The 18075-nt window shown below is 28.2% G+C and carries 16 protein-coding genes and 1 other annotated feature; of the genes, 7 read left to right on the top strand and 9 right to left on the bottom strand.

Going from position 1 to position 18075, the window contains the following annotated elements:
- Positions 1 to 277: 277 nt before the first annotated feature.
- Both KQI77_RS10315 and KQI77_RS10310 read left to right on the top strand, forming a co-directional pair.
- On the top strand, positions 278 to 778 hold the full coding sequence (locus KQI77_RS10315) for an isochorismatase family cysteine hydrolase (RefSeq protein ID WP_216390348.1): 501 nt from the start codon (positions 278 to 280) through the stop codon (positions 776 to 778).
- A 157-nt stretch (positions 779 to 935) separates the two neighbouring features.
- Positions 936 to 1721 (top strand): CPBP family intramembrane glutamic endopeptidase, encoded by a 786-nt coding sequence (locus KQI77_RS10310; RefSeq protein ID WP_216390347.1) that lies wholly within the window; start codon positions 936 to 938, stop codon positions 1719 to 1721.
- Between the two features lie 257 nt (positions 1722 to 1978).
- On the opposite strand, the gene KQI77_RS10305 is transcribed toward KQI77_RS10310, so the two are convergent.
- Complete coding sequence (locus tag KQI77_RS10305; protein WP_216390346.1) at positions 1979 to 2524, bottom strand: NADH peroxidase; 546 nt, start codon at positions 2522 to 2524, stop codon at positions 1979 to 1981.
- 130 nt (positions 2525 to 2654) lie between these two features.
- Positions 2655 to 4031 (bottom strand): aldehyde dehydrogenase, encoded by a 1377-nt coding sequence (locus KQI77_RS10300; protein WP_216390345.1) that lies wholly within the window; start codon positions 4029 to 4031, stop codon positions 2655 to 2657.
- Between the two features lie 242 nt (positions 4032 to 4273).
- On the opposite strand from KQI77_RS10300, the gene KQI77_RS10295 reads away from it, so the two are divergent.
- The gene (locus KQI77_RS10295; RefSeq protein WP_216390344.1) at positions 4274 to 5152 is read left to right on the top strand and encodes a polysaccharide deacetylase family protein; all 879 of its coding nucleotides are present in this window, start codon (positions 4274 to 4276) and stop codon (positions 5150 to 5152) included.
- A gap of 104 nt (positions 5153 to 5256) precedes the next feature.
- Here the strand turns inward: KQI77_RS10295 and KQI77_RS10290 are convergent, their stop codons facing one another.
- On the bottom strand, positions 5257 to 6267 hold the full coding sequence (locus KQI77_RS10290; RefSeq protein ID WP_216390343.1) for an anti-sigma factor domain-containing protein: 1011 nt from the start codon (positions 6265 to 6267) through the stop codon (positions 5257 to 5259).
- A 123-nt stretch (positions 6268 to 6390) separates the two neighbouring features.
- Between KQI77_RS10290 and ispF the strand changes: the two genes are divergently transcribed.
- Positions 6391 to 6867 (top strand): 2-C-methyl-D-erythritol 2,4-cyclodiphosphate synthase, encoded by a 477-nt coding sequence (gene ispF, locus KQI77_RS10285; protein ID WP_216390342.1) that lies wholly within the window; start codon positions 6391 to 6393, stop codon positions 6865 to 6867.
- Positions 6868 to 7087: 220 nt separating this feature from the next.
- Here ispF and KQI77_RS10280 read toward each other — a convergent pair whose 3' ends face one another.
- The gene (locus tag KQI77_RS10280; protein ID WP_367397300.1) at positions 7088 to 7771 is read right to left on the bottom strand and encodes a hypothetical protein; all 684 of its coding nucleotides are present in this window, start codon (positions 7769 to 7771) and stop codon (positions 7088 to 7090) included.
- 167 nt (positions 7772 to 7938) lie between these two features.
- Here KQI77_RS10280 and KQI77_RS10275 point away from each other — a divergent pair, with 167 nt between their 5' ends.
- Together KQI77_RS10275 and thrS are read left to right on the top strand one after the other, a co-directional pair.
- Entirely contained in the window at positions 7939 to 8331 is a 393-nt protein-coding gene (locus tag KQI77_RS10275) for an HNH endonuclease (RefSeq protein ID WP_216390340.1), read from the top strand.
- A 55-nt stretch (positions 8332 to 8386) separates the two neighbouring features.
- Positions 8387 to 8601 (top strand) — a binding site (T-box leader).
- Between the two features lie 111 nt (positions 8602 to 8712).
- Positions 8713 to 10659, top strand: coding sequence for a threonine--tRNA ligase (thrS, locus tag KQI77_RS10270; protein WP_216390339.1), 1947 nt, complete (start codon positions 8713 to 8715; stop codon positions 10657 to 10659).
- Between the two features lie 411 nt (positions 10660 to 11070).
- Here the strand turns inward: thrS and KQI77_RS10265 are convergent, their stop codons facing one another.
- Complete coding sequence (locus tag KQI77_RS10265; protein ID WP_216390338.1) at positions 11071 to 12336, bottom strand: O-acetylhomoserine aminocarboxypropyltransferase/cysteine synthase family protein; 1266 nt, start codon at positions 12334 to 12336, stop codon at positions 11071 to 11073.
- Positions 12337 to 12418: 82 nt separating this feature from the next.
- Positions 12419 to 13006: a 5-formyltetrahydrofolate cyclo-ligase gene (locus tag KQI77_RS10260; RefSeq protein WP_216390337.1), complete on the bottom strand. Its 588-nt coding sequence runs from the start codon at positions 13004 to 13006 to the stop codon at positions 12419 to 12421.
- A 551-nt stretch (positions 13007 to 13557) separates the two neighbouring features.
- Between KQI77_RS10260 and asnB the strand changes: the two genes are divergently transcribed.
- A complete protein-coding gene (asnB, locus tag KQI77_RS10255) occupies positions 13558 to 15144 on the top strand; it encodes an asparagine synthase B (RefSeq protein ID WP_216390336.1) in 1587 nt (528 codons plus the stop codon).
- 311 nt (positions 15145 to 15455) lie between these two features.
- Here the strand turns inward: asnB and KQI77_RS10250 are convergent, their stop codons facing one another.
- From KQI77_RS10250 to KQI77_RS10240, 3 genes are all read right to left on the bottom strand, one after another.
- The gene (locus tag KQI77_RS10250) at positions 15456 to 16763 is read right to left on the bottom strand and encodes an aspartate aminotransferase family protein (protein ID WP_216390335.1); all 1308 of its coding nucleotides are present in this window, start codon (positions 16761 to 16763) and stop codon (positions 15456 to 15458) included.
- Between the two features lie 101 nt (positions 16764 to 16864).
- The gene (gene lepB, locus KQI77_RS10245; RefSeq protein ID WP_216390334.1) at positions 16865 to 17461 is read right to left on the bottom strand and encodes a signal peptidase I; all 597 of its coding nucleotides are present in this window, start codon (positions 17459 to 17461) and stop codon (positions 16865 to 16867) included.
- 123 nt (positions 17462 to 17584) lie between these two features.
- Positions 17585 to 18028 carry a hypothetical protein gene (locus KQI77_RS10240; protein ID WP_216390333.1) on the bottom strand — a complete coding sequence of 148 codons (444 nt, stop codon included), beginning with the start codon at positions 18026 to 18028 and terminating at the stop codon, positions 17585 to 17587.
- Between the last annotated feature and the right edge of the window lie 47 nt (positions 18029 to 18075).

Below are 18075 nucleotides of genomic sequence, written 5' to 3'. Positions count from 1 at the left end.
CCTTATATTATACCACGCCACGCAATATCACGCAATATTAAATTTTGAAAATTGACAAAAAAATAAGCCTATATCAAGGCTTGCGGGCATTTTTGTTTTAAGAAAGTGTCAAACTTCCGTATTTAATTTTTAAAAAATAAATACTATCCCTACATGCATTATATAATGATATTTATAGTAATAAAATTAATTATTTGTTAACACATATAGCATTAACTTACTTTTTATGTAAAATAATGATATAATGTTTATTATTTGAGATATATGGGGGAATTTTATGAAAGCGTTATTAGTTGTAGATATGCAGAATGTATTCCTAGGTAAAGGACATTCTCCATACTTTAAGTATAAGGACAATGAGTTATTAACTTCTGCTAACAAAGTTATTGATGATAACTCTGAAAACTTAACAATCTATATAAGAAATTTAACCAAAAAAAACATTGCAAGTATCTTTATGCCTTTTAGAGCTTACTCTAACACTAAAAGAGCTGATTTAGTTCAAGGCTTAAATATAGTATCAGATTACAAATTTGATAAATATGAAGGAGATGCTTTTTCTAATGAAGATTTTAAAGATTTTTTAACTTCACACAATGTTGATACTGTAGAAATAATAGGAATTGACGGTGGAGGTTGTGTTTCATTAACTGCTCTTGGTGCTATAAAAAATGGTTTTAAAGTAATAATGAACACATCTGCAATTGGAACAATGCTTATAAAAAATGAATTAAAATTATTTAAAAAATTAAAAAATCTAGGTGCAGAATTCATATAAATTATATGCAAAAAGAATCTGTAAAAAAACTTCAAAACAGAAAGTCGCTGTAGGCATTATGCTTTACAGCGATTTTTAAGTAATAGATAATTAAATTTCAACCTATGTTATAATATTTATAAAATTATATTTTATTCCAAAAAAGGGGTTTATTTTTATGAAAAACAAAATATCTACAACTAAAAAAAACATAACTGCTTACTTAGCCTTATGTTTCTTAATTACATATATCACTTGGGGATCAATTGCAGTGTATTCTCAATTATATAATGTAAATTTTACTGAATATGCTTGGATGTATGTTCTATACATTATTGGGGTACTATCTCCTGCTATATCTGCCACAATAATTCAATGCAAGTTAAATCACTATACATTAAAGCAAAATATATCTTATATATTTAAAAAACCTAATAATAAAATTGATTGGTTTATATGCTTATTACTATCATTCTTATTTTCTTTTCTTCCTTATATTTTTATGGGTGGAGAAAAATTAGGTTCAATTATAAATATATTTATATCAATCCCAATGTTCTTCATTATAGGTGGTTTAGAAGAAGTGGGGTGGAGAGGCTTTTTATTAGAAAACATCTTATCTAATACTAAAAATTCAAAATTTTTATCAGTTTTAACAATAGGTTGTATCTGGGAATTATGGCACCTTCCATTATTCTTTATGGTAGGAACTTATCAAGAACAATATCTTAGTTTTGGTATTCATACTTTATGGACTATTGCAACATCTTTTATATTAGGAGCTATATATATACGTAGTCATAGCACTATAGTATGTATATTATCCCATTGTATAATAAACTCAGTTACAACTGTATTTATAGTCAATGTATCATGGTATGAAGCTATAATTAAACTTATAGTATGTATGTTAGTATTTATAATCTTAGTATATTGTAAACCCAAGAATAGTCGTCAAAAATAAAATTTGATTACTTTTTTCAGTTGATCAATATCAATTATTTATAATAGATTTTAGTGTTTCTTATAATAAAAATAGTAAAGATCCCATTAAAAATGCTATATTATTTGAACTTTAGTGAGTTTATAGCATTTAGGGATCTTTACCTATTTTTATTATCTTATAAATTCTTAATGATATTATATTATTTACTTAGAACATATAAAATTGATGCTAATCATCAGAAAACCTAATATTAAATTAACATCAGATTTTTCTTATTAATTGAAGTATCTCTTTAATAATCCTTCAAATGCCTTTCCATGTCTAGCCTCATCTCTAGCCATTTCATGTACAGTATCATGTATTGCATCTAAATTAGCAGCTTTTGCTCTCTTAGCTAAATCAGTTTTTCCAGCTGTAGCTCCATTTTCAGCTTCAACTCTTAATTGTAAATTCTTCTTAGTTGAATCTGTAACAACCTCTCCTAATAATTCTGCAAATTTTGCTGCATGTTCTGCTTCTTCAAAAGCAGCTTTTTCATAGTAAGAACCTACTTCTGGATATCCTTCTCTATATGCAACTCTAGCCATTGCAAGATACATTCCTACTTCTGAACATTCTCCTTCAAAGTTAGCTCTTAAGTCTGCTATTATATCTTCTGGTGCTCCTTGAGCAACTCCAACAACATGTTCTGCTGCCCATGCTAATTCTCCTTCTGTTTGTTCTATAAACTTATCTGCACCTACTCCACATACTGGACATTTTTCTGGTGCCTTTTCTCCTTCATAAACATATCCACATACTGAACATACAAATTTCTTCATATTCTCTTCCTCCTAAATCACTTGAAAATTTCTCTATTTATCATGTTTTTTGTTGTTTGTTTCCTGTTGATGTTTTTATTATATAATAATAATTATTAGTTGTAAAGTATTTTTTATAAATAATTATTATTTACTTCATAATCTTTTTTATTAATTTTATTTTTTCCTCATAAGGCGGAAATCTAAAGGAGAATTCAATTTTACTTCCTCTATTTACTACAGATTTATTGTGAGTAAATTCATCAAATGAAGCTCTTCCATGATAAGATCCCATCCCACTATTTCCAACTCCACCAAAAGGAAGGTTAGGCATAGATACATGAATAACAGTATCATTTATTGTTACTCCTCCAGAACTAGTATTATTAAGTATCATTTTTATTTTATTTTTATTTTCTGAAAAATAATAAAGAGCTAATGGTTTTTCCTTATTACTTAAATCACTTATAACTTTGTAAATGTCCTCAAATTCGTATACAGGAAATATAGGTCCAAATATTTCTTCTCTAGATATACTTGCTTCCTCATCTACATCTACTAATATTGTCGGAGATATATATTTCTTATTTACATCCACTTCTCCACCATAATAAATTTTTCCTTCATCTATATATTTACTTAATCTATTAACTTCTTTTTCATTTATTATCCTAGGATAATCTATACTCTCCTTAATGTTGGTACCATATTGTCTCTCGATTTCTATGACCATCTCTTTCAATAAATCTTCTTTTATATCTCTATGAACTAATAAATAATCAGGTGCAACACATGTTTGTCCAGCATTTAAATATTTTCCCCACACAATTCTTTTTGCTGCCATTTTTATATTAGCATCCTTATCCACTATACATGGACTCTTTCCACCTAATTCTAGAGTTACAGGTATTAAATTTCTTGAAGCCTTCTCCATAACAATCTTCCCAACCCTAACACTACCAGTAAAGAATATCTTATCAAATTTCATATCTAATAATGTACTTACGACCTCTTTACCTCCTAACGGATCTACTACTGCTATATATTTTTCATCAAAGTTATCATTTATTATTTTTTCAATAAGCTTAGATACATTTACTGAATGCTCTGATGGTTTTATTATGCTACAATTTCCTGCTGAAATAGCTCCTACTAATGGATTCATAATCAATTGAAATGGATAGTTAAAAGGTCCTATTATTAAACATACTCCATAAGGTTCTTTATATATATAGCTTTTACTAGGAAAATATATTAATGAACTCCTAGCTTTTTCTCTCTTACACCATTTCTTTGTTTTCTTAATAGCATAATTAATTTCTTCATATACTAATCCTATTTCTGTAGCATAACCTTCAAACGATGATTTTCCCAAATCTTTATGCATAGCATCAATAATTTTTTCTTCATTATCTTTTAAAACCTTTTTAAGTTTTTTTAACATGCTTATCCTATATTCAACATCAAGTGTTTTTTTAGATGCAAAAAAGCTTTTCTGCATAGCAAAAATTTTATTTATATCTTTCATTTATCAACAACCTCATTTCTATTTTTATTCACATATACATATACCTAAAATGACGTATATATCAGTGTTTACTATACTTTACATATTTTATACACAGTATAATTCACAACATCTTAACAAGTTATCCACAGGTAAATGTGGACAATGTGGATAACTTCAATTTTTTACCATTTATTTGCTTTTACATTCCCTTTATGTTAAAATATTCAAAATAATTATTTTAATTAAGGAGAAAATTTTTTATGAAGAAACAACTTATATTTCCTATATTAGCGATAACATTTATATTATCTTCAACTATTGTTTCATGTAATACTAGTTCTAACAAGAAGAACTCCAATAACAAAACAAATATAGAAACCACATCCTCTGACAAAACTAATTTAAAAGAAACTCCACTAGAAGAAACAGTTAAACCTCTAAATAAAACTAATAATTTTAATGGTGTTACTGTATCTACAGAAAATGTAAAGGTTCCTATATTATATTATCACTCTGTAGACGAATCAGAAGCAAACGAGGTAATCATTTCGCCACAGAAACTAAAAGAAGAATTACAATATGTTTTAGCACAAGGATATACCCCTATAACTTTAACTGAATTCAATAACTATCTAGTTAACAATGAGCCTATTCCAGAAAAAAGTATTATGATAACCTTTGATGATGGTTATATGGATAATTATACAAATGCATTTCCTATATTAAAGGAACTAGGAATAAAAGCTACTATATTTTTGATGACCGTTGGCGTTGACGAAGGATATTATTTATCTTCTGATCAAATCAAAGAAATGATTGATTATGGAATAGACATACAAAGTCATACAGTTAATCATCTTCACTTAAATGAACTATCTTATGACGAACAATTAGCTGAACTAAAGAATTCAAAAGAATTCATAGAAAATATAACACATAGAGAAGTAATAGCCCTTGCTTACCCTTATGGAGATTACAATGATGATTCTATTCGTGCTGCAAAAGAAGCTGGATACACTTTATGTTTTACTACTAATAACGGATTAGCTTCTAGTGAATCAGATTACTTTCAATTAGAAAGAATTTATGTTAGTTCTAATTATAATTTAGACTATTTTGCAACTAGACTTAATCCTTAAAAATAGAGTGCTAAAATCGCCCATGCAACTAATAGCGCCTTAATATAATTTCCTATAGAGTAAAAGAAGTTGTAATATAAATACACTATTACAACTTCTTTTTATTACTCTTCATCTCTCTCATTCATTATACTCTCAGATAATTTATGTTGTACTCCTGCATTATTTATTAGTAACTTTATATTATTATCTACAATATAATTTCCCGTTTGTTCTAATAGACCATAATCAAGCCTTCTACCCACAACAGTAACATTTAATCCTTCCTTTGGAATCATATCATTCTCATATGCATATTTGACACATTGTTTCAGAACATTATCAATATTATCATCCACAGATACTTTTTTTAACATATCCTTGCCTTTTTCTGATTCAGCATAAGTGTAAACCACATTATTATATCTATTTATTTGAAACTTAATATCTGATGTTGTTTTTAATACAATAGTACTAACTGGATTATTATAGTCTCTATATGCACCTATAACTATAAATAGAATAACCAAAACTCCAATTGCTATCTTAAGTTTTATATGTTTTATTCCCGTCTTTTCTTCTCCAGATACTTCCTCTCCAATTCTAGCTGTATCGTCCTTCTTAAGCTTTATAAATTCTCCATTACTAGTCATAATTATCATATGTTTCTTTTTAACTTCTAATACCATTCCCAAATAATGTTCCTTACTAATACTTGCAATTGGATTAGAATTTTTCTCTGCATATTCAATCTTTAAATAATCTTGAAGTAATTTATAATTGGGATTATGTAAAATAATAATATATGCTATTATGTAGTCTTGCCATAATTCAAAAAAACTAGATGGCATGTGCATCAATCGAGATAACTTATTAATCTGTAATCTTCTCTTACTATTGAATTCTTCTAGTAATTCCTCATTCTCAACTATATAATAGGCTATATTTAATATTATATTTTTTTCATGTTCCTTTGGTTTTTTTAGAATCAAGTCCTTAGTTATAACTTTATACAAGAAAAGTTCCTTAAGTAATAAAGATATTTGATTTTTTCTTTCATTAATGATTTCTTCATTTTTTTCCTGTATTGTTCGTATGTTCGAAAAAATATATTTATTTTTTCTAAATGCCTCCATTATTATACCCTCCATACTATAAACATACTTAATTATATCACATAATATGCACTGAAATGTTTATTGTGGACTACAATTATGTTAAAATAAATTTAAATTTATTTTTATAAAGGATGTGAGATTATGAGAATAGGAATGGGATATGATGTTCATAAACTAGTTCCAAATAGAGACTTGATAATAGGGGGAGTTAATATTCCTTTTGAGCTTGGATTATTAGGACATTCAGATGCTGATGTATTACTACATGCTATAATGGATTCAATATTAGGTGCTGCAACACTTGGAGATATCGGAAAACATTTCCCTGATACAGATGATAGATTTAAAGGAATTTCTAGTATATTACTTCTAGAGAATGTAGGTAACCTCTTAAAAGATCATGGATATAAAATAATTAATATAGATGCAACTATAATAGCTCAAAAACCTAAAATGTTACCACATATAGATAAAATGAGAGAAAATGTTGCTAAAGCATTAAATATAGAGTTGAATCAAATAAACATAAAAGCAACTACTGAAGAAGGATTAGGGTTTACTGGTAAACTTGAAGGAATTTCATCTCAATCAATTTGCCTAATTGCAGAACAAAATTAATATCTATTATTAACGATTTAAGTAAATTGTTATTATTTAGTATTCCTTATAATAAAAAAGTAAAGATGCCCTGAAAATGCTATACTATCTGAACTTTAGTAAGTTTATAACATTTAGGCATCTTTATTTATTTTTATTATTCATAGAAATACTTAATCTTAATGAAATTATACTATTTATGAAAACTTATAATATTGATACTAATAATCAGATAACATAATTATATTATCTCTGTTAAATTGTTTTGTAGTATATCTCTGAATCTTTCTCCCATATCCTTGTTAGTAATCGCTTCTTCACATACATTCTTCCATGATTCTAGATCTAATCCTACTTTTTCTTTAAATTCATCTTCTCCACCTATCATTAATGCAGAATTCATTACAAACTTCTGTAATTCATTAACATCTTTTAATATCTTAATGTACAAGAATTCTCTGTTATCTCCAAACCATGTTTTGTTAAAGTTTCTAGCAAACTTTTTAAGTTCTTGAACAATCTTACTATCTGATAATGACCATAAACTATTTATTTTATCATATTGTTCTTGCATTAATTTTCCTACGCTCTTCTTAATGTCACCCTTTTTTATACCATCCTTAACTATCTTTTCTACAGTCATAGATGGAACATTCACTATAGCTTCTTCTCTTCCATTAATCCATGTATAAAATGCTTCTTGCAAAAAAGAATATTGAATATACCCTAGTAATGCCTTTACACTTGGAAAATATGCAAAAATATTTTCAATTCCATTCTTCTTGGTAAAAATCAAAGTATGAACATAAATAGACTTATCATCTGGAGGATTTTTCATAAACATATGTCCTCTTATAGTTTTGTTCTTGTTAATTTTATCTTCCCAATAACTAAAGGAATTATAATGTTCTCTCAAAATTGGCACCCTCTTTCTCTCTCAAAATAAGTAGTATTAAATACCATTTATTTGTTTATATTATATAACATTTTATTCATTTTTTCAATACAATTGTATACATTTACACGTCTTAATACGTTGAATTTAATTAAATATTAATATATAATTATTTTATAAGTAAAGGGGGAAGTTTTTTGCACTTTTGTGAAATTTGTAACAGAGAAGCTGATATACATCATATTGTTCATAGACACGAAGGCGGATTAGATATTCAGATAAATTATATGTATTTATGTCAAGAACATCATAGAGGGAAAAATGGTCCCCATAAGAATATTGAAGTAGATATAGAATATAAAATAAGACTTCAAAATAAGCTAAACAAATTGCTTCCAAAACCTTATTATACTTTTAAAGAGCTATGTAAAATTCTTAATATATCAATTAATACTGCAAAAAAAATAACTAAAAACATGAAATTACATAAGGAAGGTTATGATAAAACAGAAGTAATATTATTTCTTATGGGTGGTAAATCATACACACAAGAAACATTAGAAGCAGTTCGACTAGAGAAATTATTTTAATCTATATATATTGACAATTATTTTTCTTAATTCTATAATTAATATAATCAAATTATGAAAAACATTGATGAGGACAGTAGGTTATTTTTTCATCTTCAGAGAGAGAGTATGTAGCTGGAATTACTCTTATTTGATTTTAACTGAAAACCACCTCTGAGTGACTTTAATACAGTCCGCATTATATCACGTTACGATATACATAAGTGATTCATAGAATATTTTTCTATGAATAATTAGAGTGGAACCACGGAATTATACTTCGTCTCTATATTTTTATATAGACGAAGTTTTTTTTATATGAAATTATATAGAATCCAAAAAAAGTTTTGGAACCTATCATAATAGCTAAACATTTTATTTATTGAGAGGAGAAACAGATTAATGATTAAAGTAACATTAAAAGATGGATCAGTAAAAGAATTCGAATCTAGTCTATCAGTACTAGATATAGCAAAATCTATCAGCGAAGGATTAGCAAGAAATGCTTGTTGTGCTCTTGTTGATGGAAAGGTTGAAGACCTTAGACATATTGTAGATAAAGATTGTGAACTTAGCATTTGTACATTTGATTCACAAGAAGGAAAGGATGCAACTCGTCACAGTATATCACACATACTAGCTTATGCTATAAAAAGATTATACCCTACTGCTAAACTAGCTATAGGACCTTCTATAGAAAATGGTTTCTATTATGATTTTGATGTAGAAACTCCATTCACATCTGAAGATTTACCTAAGATTGAAGATGAGATGAAAAAAATAATAAAAGAAAATCCAACTATCGAAAGATTTGAATTACCAAGAGATGAAGCATTAAAGCTAATGGCTGATGAGCCATACAAGGTAGAATTAATTAATGACCTTGCTGAAGATGCAGTTATTTCATTCTATAAAATAGGTGACTTTACAGACTTATGTGCAGGTCCTCATTTAATTTCTGTTAAGAATGTAAAAGCTATAAAATTAACTAGAAGTGCTGGGGCATATTGGAAAGGTAATGAAAACAATAAAATGCTTAGCAGAATCTACGGTACTGCTTTCCTTAAGAAATCAGAACTTGATGCTTATTTAGAAGCAGTTGAAGACGCTAAAAAAAGAGATCATAATAAACTTGGAAGAGAACTTGGAATATTTATGACTGATGAAAATGTAGGTCAAGGTCTTCCTCTATTAATGCCAAAAGGTGCTAAACTAATGCAAGTACTTCAAAGATGGATTGAAGATGAAGAAGCAAAACGTGGATATCTTCTAACTAAAACTCCATATATGGCTAAAAGTGATTTATACAAGGTGTCTGGACACTGGGATCATTACAAAGACGGAATGTTTGTTTTAGGTGACGAAGAAAATGGTGATGAAGTTCTTGCACTAAGACCTATGACTTGTCCATTCCAATTTACAATATATAATGCAGAACAACATAGTTATAGAGACTTACCTATAAGATACAATGAAACTTCTACTCTATTTAGAAAAGAAAACTCAGGTGAAATGCATGGATTAATAAGAGTTAGACAATTCACTTTAGCTGAAGGACATTTAGTAGTTACACCAGAACAATTAGAAGATGAATTCAGAGGAGTACTAGATTTAATTCAATATGTTATGAAAACTCTAGGAATAGATAAAGATATCTCTTATAGATTCTCTAAATGGGATCCAAACAATACAGAAAAGTATATCAACAACCCAGAAGCTTGGGATCGTACTCAAGCAACTATGAAAACTATACTAGATCATATCGGATTAAATTATGTTGAAGCAGATGGTGAAGCTGCATTCTATGGTCCAAAACTTGATATACAATTCAAGAACGTACACGGAAAAGAAGATACTTTATTCACTGTTCAAATAGACTTTGCTCTAGCTGAAAGATTTAACATGACTTATGTAGATAAAGATGGAGAAAAGAAACATCCTCTTATAATTCATAGATCATCTCTTGGTTGCTATGAGAGAACAATTGCAATGCTTATAGAAAAATATGCAGGTGCTTTCCCTACTTGGATGGCTCCAGTTCAAGTTAAATTATTACCTATATCAGATAAATACAATGATTATGCCGAAAAAGTATCTAACTCATTAAAAGCTAATGGTGTGAGAGTTGAAACTGATTATAGAGCTGAAAAGATAGGATATAAAATAAGAGAAGCTAGACTTGAAAGAGTTCCTTATATACTTGTTGTTGGTGAACAAGAAGCAGCTAACAATACTGTATCAGTTAGAAGTCGAAAAATTGGAGATGAAGGAAGCTTAGACTTTGAACAATTTAAAGCAAGACTTCTTAATGAAATAGAAACAAAAGAAAATTACCTTGAAGAAAAATAAAGAAATTCAATAAAAAAATATTTTTAACAATAGTTTTATTTAATATTATCAAGTGTTTCTAACACCAAGAATTTGGTTTGCCTAAATACTATAAACTCATTTACATTCAAACAATATAGTATTTTAAACGGTAAACCAAATTTTTTTACATTATGATAATATTTTAGTTTCTATAATATATGTGTTGTATATATTCATAAACAAAAGAGCAGTCATATTTTAAAATAAAAACATGACTGCTCTTTTGATATATTTATAAATAAATTTGTAGTTATGAAGGCAACTTTATTGTCTCTATGTACTATACTAGTATTATAGCACATGTAAACCTATACTTCTTATATAATTACATCAAATTCTATAACAATTCTGTCATTTTTTCGTAATAATTTGTTCCCCTCATTTTTTCCATTAAATATTGCTTAATCCTAATTGTAAATCTGCTAAAATATCATCTATATTTTCTAACCCAACAGATAATCTTATTAAACCTGGAGTAATTCCTCCAGCTATTAATTGTTCATCTGTTAATTGTCTATGAGTAGAACTTGCTGGATGTAATACACATGTACGAATATCTGCAACATGAACAACGTTAGAACATAACTTTAAACTATCCATAAATTTTATAGCAGCATCTCTTCCACCTTTCACTGAAAAAGAAATAACTCCACTAGGTCCTTTTGGACAATATTTCTTAGATAGTTCTTGATATTTATTTCCTGGTAATGTTGGATAATTAACAAATTCTAATTTATCACTTTTACTTAAGAATTCAGCTACCTTTTGAGCATTTTCACAGTGTTTATCCATTCTAACAGGTAATGTTTCTATACCTAAATTAAGATAAAATGCTGCTTGAGGTGTCATTGCTGCTCCTAAATCTCTCATAAGTTGAGTTCTTGCCTTTGCAATATATGCAGCTTTTCCAAAGTGTTCAGTATATACTACTCCATGATATGTTTCATCAGGTTCTGTAAATTCTTTAAATTTTCCATTTGCCCAATTAAAATTACCACTATCTACTATAACTCCACCTAATTGTATTGCATGTCCATCTAAATACTTACTAGTTGAATGAACTACAATATCAGCACCATGTTCTATTGGTCTACATAAATATGGTGTAGCAAAAGTATTATCTACTATAAGAGGTATATTATTCTTATGAGCAATCTTTGCAAATTTCTCTATATCAAATATTGCTATTGATGGATTTGCAATAGTTTCACCAAATATTAATTTAGTATTTTCCTTAATATTAGATTGGATTTCTTCTTCTGATGCATCTGGATTAATAAATGTACATTCAACCCCAAATTTCTGTAATGTTACTCCTAATAGATTTATTGTTCCACCGTATGTGTTAATAGAACACAATATATGGTCTCCTGCACTTGCAATATTCATAACACTTATTAATGTTGCAGCTTGTCCTGCAGAAGTACATAATGCTCCTACTCCACCTTCTAAAGCTGCTATTTTTTTCTCAACTGCATCTACAGTTGGATTAGCAAGTCTTGTATAGAAAAATCCTTCTGCTGATAAGTCAAATAAATCTCCTACTTGTTTAGTAGATTCATATCTATAAGTTGTTGTTTGATATATTGGTAATGCCTGTGGCTCACCATTTTTAGGTTTATAGCCTTCATGTAAACACTGAGTTTCAATATTCATATTTTTATTTCCTTCCTATAGTTTATTTTTATTGCATTAATCCTTCCTATAATTATTTTTTATTACAACAATTATTATAATTCTATTCACACGACTTATCTACATTTTTTTCACTTTTTTCAGTTATTATACAATTAACTAATATATCATGCTCTTCCTTCGGAACAGATTCTATTACTTGGAAATCATATGCTAGTGCTATCTTATACTTATCTTCTGAACAATCCATAAGAAACTTATCATAATATCCCCCACCATATCCTAATCTTCCACCATCATTATCAAAAGCAACTCCTGGCATAACAACTAAGTCTATATCTTGTTTATCAATAACCTCATAGTTTGACTTAGGTTCTAATATTCCATACTTATCTTCTTCTAGGTTATCTAAACCTCTTATTATAACAGCTTCCATAGTTCTATCTTCTATATTGGTTTTGGGAATACATACATTCTTGCCATCTAAAAACATATCTTTTACAAGGCTAATTGTATCTATCTCACTACCATAACCTAGATATATAAATATATTTTTACTATTAATGTATTCACTTCGTTCTCTTAATTTTTTAAATATTATTTTGTCATATTTTTGTTTTATATCTTTGTCTAAATTATTTCTAATAGTTAGTATTTTACTTCTTAATTCTTTTTTATTCGTCTTTCTCACCTCATTAATAACAAATAATAATTTAATTATATTTCTTATAACATTTTTGTCAATTTATTAACATCACTATATTTAAACGTATACAGCATTTGATGCCATTTTGCACACTTCCCTTAAATAATATTTTTTTTAAAATTACTGTTGTAATTTGCTAAAAAACATACTATAATCTACCTATCAAGAAAAATTTTATAAATTAAGCTAAACAATGAAAGGCAATGACAAGGAGAGTAATCTATAACAGAAGCTTAAGCGAACTAGGGTATGGTGCAAGCCTAGTAGTGGAGTTTTAGAGGAAGAACACCTTCGAGCTGTCTACCAAACGTAATAGAAGCAATATATAACTTAGAACTTTTATTATTAGTAGGCTAGAACGTAACCAATAACGTAACTATTGGCGGGTATCGAGTACTAAAATAAGTATTTTCCGTACCATGTAACTGATAAATTATTCATCTTAATTTTGATTTATTTTTTTAGTTATAAGGTAAACTCGATGACTCGCTAATGCGAGTCTTTTATTTTGCTTAAATATTTAGGAGGTTTTAATAATGTGTGGTTTTGTAGTATTAAATTCAGGTGAAATTGCTATTCAAGATTTTGAAGGCGCGTTAAAAAAAGTTTATCATCGTGGTCCAGATAATAATAGTGCAACTATAAACTATGATATTGCATGGGGATTCAACAGATTATCAATTATGGACTTATCTGCAAAAGGTAACCAACCTTTTATTTACAAAAATTACGAAGCTGTTTGTAATGGTGAAATTTACAATTATCCTGCTCTAAAAGAAATGCTTAAAGATGAATATGAATTCAAATCATCTAGTGATTGTGAAGTTTTAATACCTCTATATGAAAAGTTTGGTATAGAAACATTATGTAAGTTCCTAGATGCAGAATTTGCCTTAGTAATGTATGATGGAAACACTGATACTATTATGGCTGCTAGAGATCCAATGGGAATACGTCCAATGTTCTATGGATATACAAAAGATACTCATCAAATATCTTTTGCTAGTGAAGCTAAAGGATTAATAGATTATTGTGATGATATAATGCCATTCCCACCAGGACATTATTATAAAGATGGTGAGTTTGTATGCTACAATGACTTATCAAATCCTAAGATGATTAAAGATGAGCCTATAGAAACAATATGTGCTAACATAAAAACAAAATTAGAAGCTGCTGTTGAAAAAAGACTTCAATCAGATGCTCCAGTTGGATACTTATTAAGTGGTGGTCTTGATTCATCATTAGTATGTGCAATAGCTCAAAAAATGCATGATAAACCAATAAGAACATTTGCTGTAGGTATGGAAACAGATCCTATCGACTTAAAATATGCCAAGCAAGTTGCTGATTTCTTAGGAACAGATCATACAGAAGTTATAATGACTAAAGAAGATGTTCTTAATTCATTAAGAGAAGTTATCTATCATCTTGAAACATGGGATATAACAACTATCCGTGCTAGTATAGGAATGTACTTATTATGTAAATACATTCATGAAAATACAGATCTAAAAGTTATCTTAACAGGTGAAGTTAGTGATGAATTATTCGGATATAAATACACAGACTTTGCTCCAAACGCTGAAGAATTCCAAAAAGAATCTGAAAAAAGAATAAAAGAATTATATATGTATGATGTATTAAGAGCTGATCGTTGTATATCTGCACATGCATTAGAAGGTCGTGTTCCTTTTGCTGATATAGATTTTGTTAACTATGTAATGAGTATAAATCCAGCTAAGAAAATGAACACATATAATAAAGGTAAATACCTATTAAGAAAAGCATTTGATGGATATGATTATTTACCACATGATATATTATTCAGAGAAAAAGCTGCATTTAGTGATGCTGTTGGACATTCTATGGTAGATTACTTAAAGGAATATGCAGAAGAAAAATATACAGATGCTGATGTAGAAAATGCAAAAGAAAAATATCCATATGGTACACCTTTCACAAAGGAATCTTTATTATACAGAGAAATATTCGAAGAATTCTATCCAAACCAATCAAAATGGATAAAAGACTTCTGGATGCCAAATAAATCTTGGGAAGGTTGTAACGTTAATGACCCAAGTGCAAGAGTCTTATCTAACTATGGGGATTCTGGAAAGTAAAAAAAGACCTAAATGGTCTTTTTTTACTTTCCTATTCCTTTTTCTTTATTTAAGACCTAAATGGTCTTTTTTTACTTTCCTATTCCTTTTTCTTTATTTAAGACCTAAATGGTCTTTTTTTACTTTCCTATTCCTTTTTCTTTATTTAAGACCTAAATGGTCTTTTTTTACTTTCCTATTCCTTTTTCTTTATTTAAGACCTAAATGGTCTTTTTTTACTTTCCTATTCCTTTTTCTTTATTTAAGACCTAAATGGTCTTTTTTTACTTTCCTATTCCTTTTTCTTTATTTAAGACCTAAATGGTCTTTTTTTACTTTCCTACTATTTCGCTTAATACCAAATCTGCAATTTGAAGAGTTTTCTCAATATCTTCTCTAGTATGAGCTGTAGATAAATATTCTCTACCTCTACGATCAGTAAACCTAACTCCATATTGCTCACATCTCGATACAAATTTTCTATACATATCAGTATCAGCTTTATTCATCCAATCTCTAAAATCCTCTGGGTCATCTTCAAAGCCAAAGAATAGTATAAATATACTGCCTACATGCCTTGCATATATTTTAATATTATATTTATCTGCTAATTTCTCAAACCCATCTTCTAATAATATTGCTAATTCTTCTATTCTTTCATATACACTAGGTTTAGATAATTCTTGTATAGTTGCTAATGCTGCTGCAGTTCCTATAGGATTTCCATTAAATGTTCCTGAAGCATGTATGCCACACTCCATTATTTCTTTCTTACCTACTACAGCTCCAAATGGATAACCTGATGCAATAGCTTTTGCAAATGTTGATATATCTGGTATAACGCCATAATATTTTTGTGCTCCTCCTATAGATACTCTAAACCCTGTAATAACTTCATCAAATATTAATACAACTTTATACTTAGTTGCTATTTCACGTACCTTTTGTAAATATCCTTCTTTCGGTAAAATAGGTCCTGAATCACACATAATTGGTTCCATAATTATAGCAGCTATATCATCATTTTCTTTTAATGTTTTCTCTAAAATATCTGCATCATTCCATGGTAAAACTATTAGATCATCTGCTGAACTTAATCGTTGACCCTTTGTATGAATAATTTTGTTAGGATGCTCTCTTGGTCCCATTTCCTCAATATTTTTTGCATCTATACTTATCTTTTCTTCATCAGACCATCCATGATATTGACCTTCAAATTTGATTATCTTATATTTACCAGTATATGCCCTTGCCAAACGTAACGCATACATAACTACTTCTGTTCCAGAATTCTGAAAACTAACTGCTTCTGCAGATGGTATAATTTCTGTTAACTTCTTTGCTAATTCTCCCAATTCAATATTAGGTGCTGAAAAGTGGCTTCCTTTATGCAATTGATTTTCTACTGCTAAATTAATTGCTGAATTACAATGTCCAAGTAACATAGGCCCAAATCCAAGGATATAATCAATGTACTCATTTCCATCTACATCATATAACTTAGAACCTTTTCCATGGGTCATAACAATAGGATAATCTCTATATGAACTTATATGAAAAAAGCTACCAACTCCATCAACTAAATATCCCTTCATTTCATTATATATTTTTTTTGATTTTTCAGTATTGTATATCTTCATAAAAAAAGCCTCCTTATTTTATATAGTTTTTTATAAAGTAAAAAGGAGCTAAAACTACTATTTTAGTAATTTTGGCTCCTTTGCAATAAGTCTAATATATTTTAATTATAATATGTTATCTTTTTATTTTGTCCAAAAAGAGAAACCTTCTCTGTAACTTCACCTATTATGTTATTTGCTGATATAGACTTACTTGCCCAATATCTACTATCATAAGAACTATTTCTATTATCACCCATAAAGAAATATTCACCTTCTGGTATATCCACTTTCAAATTTACCTTTGAAGTCATCTCTGATGAAACATATTTTTCATTAAACAACATACCATTTACATATACATTGTCATTTTCAACAATTATATTATCTCCACCTACACCTATGCAACGAAGATACATAATCTGACCATCTTTATTTATCTTATATACTTTTCCTCTTTCAATATCTCCAAAATTCTTCTCTACTTTTATTCTATCACCCATTTGAAATGTTCCATTCATATCACTTAAATTAACAGTGTCTATAGTGAAGAAAAAAATACTTCTTATAACATTAAATAAAACAAATAACAGTATGACTATACCTACTATAATGAATTTATTTCTATTTTTCAATAAAAATTTTCGTCTGTTTTCTCTCTTTATCTTTCTTAAATATTCTATTGTTTGTGGACTCTTTTCAACACTCTCATATACCATATTAGCCTCTCCCTTATACCCTATTTTATCTCTTTAGGTTATTGTAATATTTTGGGAAGACATTTTCAATATATACTTCTACTTTTTTACCAAATGTTTATATTTGTAATCCATTATTAATATTTATTTTTGATAATATATATCATACACGTCATACTCTACTCCAACACCAGCTAAAAACGCTTTTCTCTTCGCCTCTTCATATATAGTGTTTCCTAAATCTATGTGTTTTAATAATAAGCCTTTTCTAGTATAATAATCCACTTTCCAATCTGCACTTAATTCTATCTTAATATATTCTATATCATTATCTTCCATAAGATGTAGAACAATTAGTAAATCTTCTGGTTTTATTTTTATAAGATTTTCTTGATATTTTATTTCTTCTATACCTAAAGATTTCTTTTCAGCTTCAATACGTTCAGTATCTTCACAAAGCGATACTATTTCTCTAGAATCTATTAGTTTTTTTACATCATGTTTAGATATTTTAGTCATTTTTAAATATTGTATATCATCTACGTCATTAATCATATTTAAAGTAAAGAAACTAGTCAAATAGAACACCAAAACTCCCCCTTCTTATTATAAATTATACTACAAATGTTTATCTT

Origin of the sequence: Clostridium sp. MSJ-8 (genome assembly GCF_018918325.1) — a bacterium.
In the GTDB taxonomy this organism is placed as follows: domain Bacteria; phylum Bacillota; class Clostridia; order Clostridiales; family Clostridiaceae; genus Clostridium.
Note: the sequence above shows the minus strand (reverse complement) of the source record. Positions and strands in the feature narration are given on the sequence as shown.